The organism is Streptomyces griseus (assembly GCF_900460065.1).
Lineage (GTDB): Bacteria > Actinomycetota > Actinomycetes > Streptomycetales > Streptomycetaceae > Streptomyces > Streptomyces griseus.
Genome location: NZ_UAVD01000052.1, coordinates 312,142 through 322,524 on the forward strand (window position 1 = coordinate 312,142; position 10,383 = coordinate 322,524).

Annotated in this window: 11 protein-coding genes; 4 read left to right on the forward strand and 7 right to left on the reverse strand. The window is 72.0% G+C overall.

Translation table 11 applies throughout. The features are described 5' to 3' along the window. Positions 1-65 precede the first annotated feature (65 nt). Together DTB53_RS33435 and DTB53_RS33440 are read right to left on the reverse strand one after the other, a co-directional pair. Positions 66-1,373, reverse strand: a complete 1,308-nt coding sequence (locus DTB53_RS33435) for an ABC transporter substrate-binding protein (protein ID WP_012377679.1) — start codon at positions 1,371-1,373, stop codon at positions 66-68. A 223-nt stretch (positions 1,374-1,596) separates the two neighbouring features. Beyond that, complete coding sequence (locus tag DTB53_RS33440) at positions 1,597-2,733, reverse strand: substrate-binding domain-containing protein (RefSeq protein ID WP_012377680.1); 1,137 nt, start codon at positions 2,731-2,733, stop codon at positions 1,597-1,599. 402 nt (positions 2,734-3,135) lie between these two features. On the opposite strand from DTB53_RS33440, the gene DTB53_RS33445 reads away from it, so the two are divergent. Then, entirely contained in the window at positions 3,136-5,553 is a 2,418-nt protein-coding gene (locus DTB53_RS33445; protein WP_052295612.1) for a polysaccharide lyase 8 family protein, read from the forward strand. Between the two features lie 22 nt (positions 5,554-5,575). Here DTB53_RS33445 and DTB53_RS33450 read toward each other — a convergent pair whose 3' ends face one another. Further along, on the reverse strand, positions 5,576-6,430 hold the full coding sequence (locus DTB53_RS33450) for an aminoglycoside N-acetyltransferase AAC(3)-Xa (RefSeq protein ID WP_012377682.1): 855 nt from the start codon (positions 6,428-6,430) through the stop codon (positions 5,576-5,578). Positions 6,431-6,523: 93 nt separating this feature from the next. Here DTB53_RS33450 and DTB53_RS33455 point away from each other — a divergent pair, with 93 nt between their 5' ends. Beyond that, positions 6,524-7,036 carry a DinB family protein gene (locus DTB53_RS33455; RefSeq protein WP_012377683.1) on the forward strand — a complete coding sequence of 171 codons (513 nt, stop codon included), beginning with the start codon at positions 6,524-6,526 and terminating at the stop codon, positions 7,034-7,036. Positions 7,037-7,357: 321 nt separating this feature from the next. Here the strand turns inward: DTB53_RS33455 and DTB53_RS33460 are convergent, their stop codons facing one another. The 3 genes from DTB53_RS33460 to DTB53_RS33465 form a co-directional block, all read right to left on the reverse strand. After that, entirely contained in the window at positions 7,358-7,858 is a 501-nt protein-coding gene (locus DTB53_RS33460) for a GNAT family N-acetyltransferase (RefSeq protein ID WP_236586410.1), read from the reverse strand. Between the two features lie 73 nt (positions 7,859-7,931). Continuing rightward, positions 7,932-8,102 carry a DUF6381 family protein gene (locus DTB53_RS37050; RefSeq protein ID WP_003964161.1) on the reverse strand — a complete coding sequence of 57 codons (171 nt, stop codon included), beginning with the start codon at positions 8,100-8,102 and terminating at the stop codon, positions 7,932-7,934. A 153-nt stretch (positions 8,103-8,255) separates the two neighbouring features. Continuing rightward, positions 8,256-8,690, reverse strand: a complete 435-nt coding sequence (locus tag DTB53_RS33465; RefSeq protein WP_003964162.1) for a hypothetical protein — start codon at positions 8,688-8,690, stop codon at positions 8,256-8,258. Positions 8,691-8,881: 191 nt separating this feature from the next. Here DTB53_RS33465 and DTB53_RS33470 point away from each other — a divergent pair, with 191 nt between their 5' ends. Continuing rightward, entirely contained in the window at positions 8,882-9,388 is a 507-nt protein-coding gene (locus DTB53_RS33470; RefSeq protein WP_012377686.1) for a helix-turn-helix domain-containing protein, read from the forward strand. Further along, positions 9,381-9,806: a DUF4180 domain-containing protein gene (locus tag DTB53_RS33475; RefSeq protein ID WP_012377687.1), complete on the forward strand. Its 426-nt coding sequence runs from the start codon at positions 9,381-9,383 to the stop codon at positions 9,804-9,806. Before DTB53_RS33470 ends, DTB53_RS33475 begins: the two co-directional genes overlap by 8 nt. Before the next feature lie 89 nt (positions 9,807-9,895). On the opposite strand, the gene DTB53_RS33480 is transcribed toward DTB53_RS33475, so the two are convergent. Continuing rightward, on the reverse strand, positions 9,896-10,383 hold a 488-nt coding region (locus DTB53_RS33480; RefSeq protein ID WP_172595319.1), incomplete at its 5' end, for a sporulation protein.

A 10,383-nucleotide genomic window follows, 5' to 3' on the forward strand; every position in this document is an offset into this window, starting at 1 on the left:
GGGTGGATGAGGTGGGCGGGAAGGGGAGGGGCTGCCCGGCACGTGCGTCCCGGGCAGCCGTGCGGCTACTTGTCGAGCTTCAGACCGCGGTCGGTGACCGCGGTCTCGCCCTTCGCCTGACCGGAGCTGAGCATCTTCGTGTGGTCGCTGCCCGCGGCCATCTGCGCCGAGACGACCTGCTGTTGCACCGGGCCCCAGGTCCAGCCGGGCACGATGGTGTCGGCGGCCTCGCCGGCCACGGCGTAGACGTCCTGGCCCGCGAAGTAGGAGGTGTCGAACTCCTTCGCCGCCGCGGCGCGCATGCCCTCGTTGGCGGGCAGTGCGCTGCTGGGGGCCTTGAGGGAGCTGAGGCGGGCGGTCATGGCCGCGGGGTCGGTGGTGACCCACTTGATGAACTCGGCTGCGGCCTCGGTGTGTTCGCTGCCCTTGGGCACGATGTAGGACGTTCCGCCGTACATGCCGGTGCTCGGCTTGCCGTCCCAGGTGGGCAGGGGGGCTATCCCCCACTTGCCCTTGCTGTCGGGGTAGCTGACGGGGAAGGTTCCGGCGCTCCAGGCGGCGCCGATGACGGTGGCGACCTTGCCGGTGGAGCGCTCCTTGGCCTCGCCCTCGCCCCAGAGCGGGGTCTTGGAGGCGAGGCCGTCCGCGAGGAGGCCGTCCCAGTACGCGGCGACCTTGCGGGAGGCCGGGTCGTCGATGTTCACCTTCCAGGCGTCGCCGTTGGTGCCGTACCACCGGGCGCCGGCCTGCCAGGCGAGGCCGGAGAGCAGGGCCGGGTCGCCGCCGCCGAAGTTGGTGATGGCGACGTCGGGGTCGGCCCGCTGGATCTTCTCGGCGGCCGTGCGGTATTCGGCCCAGGTCGTCGGCACCTCGACGCCGAACTTCGCGAACAGGTCCTTGCGGTAGAACAGTTGGATGGGCGTGACGTCGAAGGGGACCGCCCAGGTGGAGCCGCCGAGGTTGACCAGGGACTGGACCGCTTCGGGGAACTCCTTCTCCACCAGCTCTCCGGAGGTGGGCGTGAGGTTCACGAGGTTGCCCTCGCTGGCGTACTCGGGCAGGGCGGAGTAGTCCATGGTGGCCACGTCGGGCGCGTTGCCGCCCTTGACCGCGTTGGACAGCTTGGTGACGCCCTCGGGCCCCGCGGGCACCAAGGAGAACCTGACCTTGATGCCGGTCTGCGTCTTGTTGAACGCGTCGGCCGTCTCCTTGGCGCCCAGGGCGGAGGACCAGAAGGTGAGGGTGACGGGCTTGCCGTCGCCGGGGCCCGAGGCGTCCGCCCCCGATCCACCGCCGCAGGCGGTGGCGAGCAGGGCGAGTGAGGCGGCGGACGCCGCGAGGGCGAGGCGGGACGTGCGGGCGTTACAGGGCATGGGCCGGCTCCTACGAGACCTCGAACTGCGGGAGATGAGGTGAACGGCACACATCATTTTGCGCGCAAGTGATCGCCGTCAAGAGCAAATGACCAAATCAATCAAATCGATCACTTACGATGCCGAGCCCCGGATCCGGGCCACCGCCCGCCGAACGCACGAAAAGCCGCAACCCCAGGGCCTGTTGGCCCGGGCGCGGCTCCTCGCACGACACTTCCCGGGGTCAGGGGGCGGCGGCGACCGCCCCGCAGGAGACCCGGATGCGCAGGCTGGGCAGGATGTCCAGGTGCCTGCGGGCGGCGGGCCTCCGGCCGCTCTCCCCCGCCCCCGGGTCCGCCGCGCCGGGTTCCGTCGCCCCCAGGCGGTCCAGCAGGAGGCGGGCGGCGGCGGCCCCCACGGCGTGCTTGTCCGGGGCCACGGCGGTGAGCGGCAGGTCGGCGAGACCGGCGACCTCGTCGTCGTACGCGATCACCGCGAGGTCCTCGGGCACCCGCACGCCCCGGGCCTGGAGGCGCGGGATGAGGACGATCGCGTCCGCGTCGCTGTGCACGATCGCCGCGGTCACGTTGCCGCTCGCCACGGCCTCGCACAGGTACTCCAGGGTCCGCTCGAAACGCTTCGCCTCCGACCGCGACGGAGCGCCGTCCAGCGGCGCGGCCGACACCGGGGTCAGCCCCAGCGCCTCCACGGCGGCCCGGTATCCGACCCGGAGCCGGGGAGCGGTCGGGCTGTCCTGCACGGCGAGCGCGATCGCCCGGTGACCGAGCCCGGCCAGGTGCGCCACCGCTTCGGCGGCGCCGTGCGCATGGTCCGAGCGAACCCGGTCCAGCCCGGCCGCCGGATGCCCCAGGGGCGCCGAGCGCTCCACCAGGACGACCGGGACCCCTTGCTCCACCGCCCACAGACCCTCCCCCGGCTCCGGGCAGCCGCTTTCCCAGCTGGGCGTCAGCAGGAGCCCGTCGGCGCCCGTCGACAGCAGCCGGCGGGCCTGGGCGGCGTCCTCGTCGGGGAGGTAGCGGGAGAGCCCGATCGTCAGGCGGGCGCCGGCGGCCTCGACGGTCTGCCGGGCGCCGCGCACGACGTCCGCGTAGTAGTACTCGGTGGTCGGCACCACCATCCCCACCACCAGCCCTTCGGCGGGGGGCGCGGCGGCGGGGGCGGGCCGGGACTGCCCGGTGGGCCACACCACCGCGCCGTGCAACCGCTCCACCAGGCCCTGCGCGGCCAGCGCCTCGACGTCCCGGCGCAGGGTGACGGCGGACATGCCGAGCTCCTCGGCGAGTTCGGCGACGCGCAGGCTGCCGCGCTCGCGGACGAGCTCCAGCACACGCTCATGGCGCTGATCGACGTGCAGTCGCATGGATCCCCCTGGACTCGGAGACGGCTGGGCTCGGCCTGACGGCGTCACGGCGGCCGATCGGCCGCCGCCCGGGCGACGGAAACCGCTCGGACTCCTGTTCCGCTCGGCTGCCTCCCGGGACCCGTCCGGCATGCGTCAACCATATCGATCACATCCGCTCGAAACGATCCGAGCGGTGTTTTGCCCCCGTGCGACGGGCGCACGCCGGTTCGCGACCGGAGCAGGCATACACATCCCGAGAATCGATCGATACGATCAATTCGGCCAAAGTCATTGAGCGAGTCGTCTGGCTGCTGCTAGAAAGTGCCCGCCCGCTCAGAACAGTCGGATTCCGGGAACAGGCCGGCGCATCGCGCGCTCCGGGTTCCCGGCGGAGACACGTCACCGACCCGGAGCTCCCCCATGACTTCTGCCTGGTCCCGCCGTACCTTCCTGGCCACCTCGGCGGCGTTCACCGCCGCGGGCGGCGGAGCGCTGATGCTCGCCGCGCCCGGCACCGCCGCCTCCGCCGCCCCCGAGGACGACGCTTACGCGGCGCTCCGCACCACCTGGAGCGCGCTGATCCTCGGCGAGGGCTTCAGCCCGACCGCCGAACCGTTCAGGAGCCGACTGGCCGATCTCGGCGCGAAGGCCTCGCGCCTGCTGGAGACCATGGCTCCGGCGGAGGGTTCGCTCTGGCCCGACGCGGTGTTCGCTGATCCGGACCCGGACACGGACGCCGAGTCGTACGTCCTCTCCGGCCGGATGGCCGACAGCTTCGTCCGGCTGAACACCATGGCCCAGGCCTACCGCCAGCAGGGCACCGGGTTGACCGGGAACACCGCACTGCGCGACGCCGTCCTCACCGGCCTCGAACACCTCAGCACCCAGGTCTACAACGACGGGCAGAGCAGGTACGGCAACTGGTACAGCTGGCAGATCGGCGCGCCCCAGGCCCTGCTGGACGTGTGCGTGCTGATGTACGACGCCATCGCCCAGGAGCGGCTCGCCCGCTACTGCGCCGCCGTCGACCATTTCGTCCCGGACTCCGCCGTCGCCTCGTACACGGGGACCAGCACCGGGGCGAACCGGGTCGACCTGTGCCGGGTCCTGGCGCTGCGCGGGGTCGTCGGGGGGAAGGCGGCGAAGATCGCACTGGCCCGCGACGCGCTCTCCCCCGTCTTCCCCCTGGTGACCAGGGGCGACGGTCTGTACGCCGACGGCTCCTTCATCCAGCACACCACCGTTCCCTACACCGGCAGCTACGGATCGGTGATGCTCGGCGGGCTCGGGCTGCTGTTCGCGCTGCTGAAGGGGACCACGTGGGAGGTGACCGACCCGAAGCGGCAGGTGGTGTTCGACGCGGTGGAGAACGCCTGGGCCCCGTTCCTCTACAACGGGCTGGTCATGGACTCCGTCGCGGGACGCGCGATCAGCCGGGGCGAGGTCGACGACCACCGGCGGGGGCACCCGATCATGGCCTCGATCGTGCTGTTGGGGCGGGGCGCGTCGGCCGCCGAGAACGCCCGGTGGCGGGGGCTCGTCAAGGGCTGGGCCCAGCGCGACTACTACAGTCCGCCGTTGAGCAACCCCTCGCTCGGGCTCACCGCGCTGGCCCGGCTCAAGAGCGTCCTGGACGACCCCGCGCTCACCCCGGTCGCCGAGCCCGCGGGCCACCGCCTCTTCCCCGACATGGCGCGGGCCACTCACCGCCGTCCGGGCTGGGCGGCCTCGCTGAGCATGGCCGACCGGCGCGTCACCTACTACGAGGCCGGCAACGGCGAGAACCTGCGCGGCTGGCACACCGGATCGGGAATGCTCTACTGGTGGGGCGACACCTTCGCCAACGGCCAGTACAGCGACGCCTTCTGGCCCACCGTCGACCCGTACCGGCTGCCCGGCACCACCGCCTCGCGCAAGGTGCTGGCCGACGGGGCGGGAGGTGACTGGGGCGTCTCCCTCCCCGATGTGAACTGGGTCGGCGGGGTCACCGACAGCAAGCGCGCCGCCGTGGGCCAGTACCTCAAGGGACTGACCAGCACGCTGATGGCGAAGAAGTCGTGGTTCTTCCTCGACGACACCGTCGTGTGCCTGGGCGCGGGCATTCACGGCCGCGACGGCGCCGCCGTGGAGACGACCGTCGACAACCGCAACCTCGGGCCGACGGGCAACGCCCCCTTCACCGCGGACGGTTCGGTCAAACCCCTCACGCTCCCCTGGTCGGCGACCCTGACCGGAGCGTCCTGGGCGCATCTCGCCGGGCACGGTGGTTACGTCTTCCCGGGAGGGGCCACCGTGAAGGCGCTGCGGGAGGACCGGACGGGCCGCTGGCGCGACATCAACAAGGCCGGCTCCACGGATCCGGTCTCCCGGAAGTACCTCACCCTCTGGTTCGACCACGGCCAGGACCCGACGGACGCGACGTACGCGTACCAACTCCTGCCCGGCGCGTCCCCACAGCGCACGGCGGCACGGGCGGCGGACAGCGGCTGGCTCAGGGTGCTCGCCAACACGGACGCCCAGCAGGGGGTGTCGGTGCCCTCGCTGCGCCTGACCGCGGTCAACTTCTGGTTCGGCGGGACCGTCGGGCCGCTGGTGGCGGACGCCCCGTGCTCGGTGATGGTGACCGAGCACGCCGACGGGACGGCGACGGTGTGCGTGAGCGACCCCATGCGGGCGCGCACCAGCCTGACCCTCACCTGGAACCGGGCCGTCGCCTTGGTCGTGTCGAAGCCGGCGACCGTGACCTCGGCGGCCACGGGGGCGTCGCTGCGCCTGGTCTTCGGCGACCTCTCCGGGACGCGCGGGGCGACGCAGACGGTCAAGGTGCGGCTGTCCTGAACCGGGCGTCGGGCGGCCCGGTTCAGCGGTCCCGGTTCAGGTGCTCCTCGATCCAGCGGACGCCGAACTCGACGGCCGGGGCGGCGTCGAACAGCCGGCTCCTGGCCGCCCCGACGAAGCCCTCCCGTCCGATGCCCGCGGCGAGCATGGAACCGACGATCACCGCGAAGGGGTCCTGCCCCTCGGGCACGGCCGAGGAGTAGTCGAACGCACCGTGCTCGGAGTCGATGTCCCGGAAGGTGCGCCAGACCCGCTCGCCCGCCACCTCGATGGGCTGCTCGTACGTCACGAACCGCTTGCCGGGGGCCTGGGCCAGCGCCTCGGCGTGGTGCAGCAGCGTCATCGTGTCCCGGGGCGCGCCGAGCAGCAGCACCCGGCCGCCGAGGGCGACCAGGCGCGCCAGCGGGCTGCCGGGACCGTGCGGATCGTCCCAGGGGTGGGCGTCCATCAGAGCGGGGGCCGAGGCGCCGAGCGCCGCGAGACTCACGTCGGGGTGGCGACTGCGTACGGCCCCGGGTCTGCGGCGCAGGGCCTCCGGAAGGCGGCCGTTGGCGTGCTCGGCCTCGCTCGTCCGCGGGTCGAACGCGGGGTGGTGGGCGCGTACGGCCTCCTGCCAGGCGGGAGGCCAGTCGGTGAAGTCGTAGGGCGGAGCGTCGTTCCAGCCGCAGGTGACCAGCAGCGTGCCGGTCGGTCCCACCACGTCCAGCAGGGCGTCGATGACGGTCTGGGGGCCTCCGGAGACGTAGCCGATCGCGGACAGCCGCGTATGGAACATCACGGTGTCGCCCGGGACGAGGCCGAGCGCGGCCAGGTCGTGCCGGATCCGGTCCCGGGTCACGGGCCCGTCGGAGCGTCGCAGCAGTTCCGTCTCGTCCATGCCTCATCACCTCGGGAGCTGTCGTCCGGATCGGGCCGGGCGGACGTCGACCGGTCATACTGTCGGCCGGAACACGGACTGGGGACCATCATCATGACGGACGACGAACGGATCGCGCCTCCGCTGCTGGGCGGCGAGCGCGAGACGTTGAGGGCCTTTCTCGACTATCAGCGGGAGACCCTCGCCATGAAGTGCGCGGGGCTGGACGACGACGCGTTGCGCGAGCGGTCGATGCCGCCGTCCGCCTTGTCGCTGCTGGCTCTGGTGCGGCATCTGGCGGAAGTGGAACGCGCCTGGTTCCGGCGGGTGTTCGAGGACGGGGCGGCCCCCATGGTGTGGTCCGCGGAGCCCTTCGACTTCCAGGCGGCGTACGACGCGAGCGCCTCGACCGGGGCCGAGGCGTTCGCCGCCTGGAAGGCCGAGGTGGAGATCTCGCGCCGGATCGAGCGGGAGGCCGACTCACTGGACCTGGTGGGGCGTCAGCCGCGCTGGGGGAAGGAGGTCTCGCTGCGCATGGTCATGGTCCACGTCCTGGTGGAGTACGGCCGGCACAACGGTCACGCGGACCTGCTGCGGGAAGGAGTGGACGGCACGGTGGGGGCTTGAGGTCCCGGACCGCGACGGGCCCGGGACCGCGCGTCGTTCGACCGCGACGGGCGGAGGAGCGGCTGCCCCGTGGGCGCATCGGGCCGTTCCGCATGCCCTGGCCCGCGGTCGGCTCAGTCGCCGACGCCCAGAGGCGTCATGGTGTGCAGGGCGCGACGGCGGCACCGTGGGGTGAACGGCCGCCGTGCGGAGCGCGGTTGCGCGCGTGACCACGCGGAGCCCGGTCGCACGCGTGACGACCAGGGCACCGGCGTCGGGCCGGACGGGTCGGGCACCGGGCGGCTCCGTCGGCCCGGACGCGTTCAGAGCGCGTTCTTCGCCTCAGCGGTGACGGGTCAGCACGCGCGTGGTGCTGCCGTCCTCCTCCTCGATGTCCCTCGTGTGCTGGAAGCCGATGCGGTGCAGCAGGGTCAGCGACGCCTCGTTCTCGGCCGCGACCGTGGCGTGCACCTCGGTCAGCCCGAGGGCGCCGAAGCCATGGGCGACGACGGCCTGCGCCAGTTCGGTGCCCAGGCCTCGACCCCATGCGGAGGGGGCGAGGGCATAGATGATCTCGTGGCCGTCGACGGCTTCGGTCCGCTTGATCTCGGCATGACCGACAAGGAGTCCGTCTCGGCGCACGGCCCAGACGGCGAACAGGTCCCGCGCGTAGACCTGGGTGAAGACCCGCCCGAACAGGGCTCGGTCCTCCGCCTCGGTGGCAGGGCCGTCGCCCATCCACCGGGACACCTCGGTGTCCTGGAACAGGGCGACGAAGTCCTCTTCGTCCCCGGGGGCGTACGGCTCCAGCAGGAGCCTCTCGGTGCGCAGGGTCGGGGTCACGGCGCGGGACGCTACCCGGGCGACGACGACCCGGGCAATCGACATTTCGCGGCGCGCCCCCTCGGACCGGCTTTCAGGAAGGGCGGGGTTCGGCCGCCGTCTCCTCGCGGAGCAGCCGCAGCGCCTTCTCCCGCAGCCGCTGCCGGTGCTCGGGGTCGGTGGCCCGGTCCGCGGCGCGGCCGAGTTCCTCGGCGCGCTCCCGGTTGCGGCGGACTCGCTCCGCCGGGGTGTCGTACAGGTTCATGGGGGTGTCCTCCGTCCGCGGTCCTCCGCCGGCGACCGACGTCGCGTGCGCGACCGGAGCCCCAGCGTCACCGGAGTCCGCCCGGTTCGCATCTCGTGCGGCTACGTTCGGTGACTGCGGGAGGACGCGGTCCCGGAGGGCGGCCACCGTCCGTCATTCGGCGGTGTGGTCCGGGTGCCCCTCGGTCCGCCGGGCCGCCTTCATCTCGGCCTCGTGGAGGTGGTCGCGGCCCTCGGCGAGCTCCTGCCTGATCCCCCCTTCGATCGTCCGGAACACGTCGTAGTAGGTGGCGTTGTATTCCTCGACGATCTGGAAGGTCCAGTGCCCGGGGATCACGTTGCGGCCGAGGATCTCGCGTTCGACCCGCTCGGCGTGTCGTCCGTGTCCCGCGGCGCGGAGGAGTCGTACGGCGTCGTCGAGCGCGAGGTCGGCGCTGCCGGTGAGCTGATGGAAGTCGTACAGGGCGCCGCGGGCACGCTCGGCGGTCTCCAGCGCCTTCGAGAGTGCCCCGAGGGCCTCGACGGTCGCGTCGGTCACGCCTTCGGGTCGTCGGTGCCGCGAATCGGGCGGCCGGTGTTCGGCGTTCATCGGGTTCCTTGTCCATGGGCAGCCGTACGTCTGCCCCTCACTGCCGGGGCCTTCCTACTGTCCCCCCGGGAGCTTCGCCACACCCGCCGAGTCCGTCCGGGGAGGTCGAGCATCAGCCACATGTTCCTTAAAATGCTTCATACTCACTTACAGTGATCACAAAAGAGTCGTTTAGGGTAATCTTTAGGATCATGAGGAATGATGAGCAGGAGCTCTACTCGGTCGGCGAGGTGGCCGAGTTGCTGGGGCTGCATGTGCGCACCGTTCGGAACTACGTACGTGACGGCCGGCTGAAGGCTGTCCGGATCGGCAAGCAGTACCGGATCAACAAGGAGGACCTGGCCGCTCTGACCGGCCGGCCGACCGACGCCACGGTCCCAAAACCGGCGCCCGCACCGGGGCACGCCGAGGTGTCCAGCATCGTGGAGATCGACGCGCTCGGTCCGGACGCCGCCCACCGGCTGGGCACATTCATCACCGCGAGCACGCAGTCCGGGCGGGAGGCATCGCGCCCGCTGCGCATCCAGACGGTCTACGACGAGGAGCGAACCCGCATGAAGATCGTCATTCTCGGCGGCACCGCCGCCACCGCCGATCTGCTGCACATGATCGACGGCCTGCTGGACCCGGACAGCGGCCTGTTCGCCTCCGCCCCGACGTCCACGTCCAGCTCCGCGCAGAGGGCGGACCATGCCTGAACTCGTCGAATACCACGGTGTCCCGGTCCTGGTGTGCGACGCCTCCGGAGACACCATCGCCGATGTCCAGGACGCCCTCGACCATCTGATCGGGGCCGCGTTCACGTCCGCTGAGGTGGTGGCGGTGCCGTCCGCACGGCTGGACGACCGCTTCTTCGACCTGAGCACCGGCCTCGCCGGAGCCATCCTGCAGACATGCGCGAACTACCGGCTCCGCCTCGTCGTCCTCGGCGACATCGGCCACCACCTGTCGGCCGGCTCGGCCCTCTCCGACCTCGTCAGCGAGGCCAACCGGGGCCGGGACATCTGGTTCCTGTCCGATCTGGACGCTCTCGCCGACCGAATGGCCCCGAACGGGGACCGCCGGCCGTCCGGCCGAGTCGACCGTCCGCGAGACGGAGCTCATCGACCGGGGTGAGCGGCGGAGCCGGGCGACGAGGCGGGCACCGGGCGCGACAGGCGGTAGACGCACCGCCCGCCGCGCCGGGCCGGGCAGGGAGACGCGGGTCAGCCCTCGTCGCCCTCCTCGCCCTCCTCTTCCTCGAAGGCGTCACCGATCTCGTCGACGACCTCGGCGGCGACCATGCCTCCGACGACACCGACGGCCACGCCCGCGGCGACCCCGGCCACCACCGCACCCGCGCCGGGACCCGACCTGTGCTGGTCACCGTGGTGCCCGAAGCCCGAGGACGGCGTCGCACGGGTCTCGTGACCGGCGATGACCTCCTTCAGCCAGGCGTCGACCTGGGCGTTCCAGTCGGTGTGCGGGACCCCGTGGTGCGAGGCGGTGAAGCGGTGGACCGTGTCGTGGCCGTCCGAGAACAGTCCGGCGCGCTTGTCCGCCTCGATCACGACCTCCAGACCGCCCGGTGCGGCGATGAAGGTCACCTCGATCTCGTTGACGGCGTGCGCGTGACCGGCCGGGGGGAGAATCTCGATCTCCTGGTAGCAGGGCAGTTGCTGACCGGTGCCCCGGATGTGTCCGAGTTCCAGGT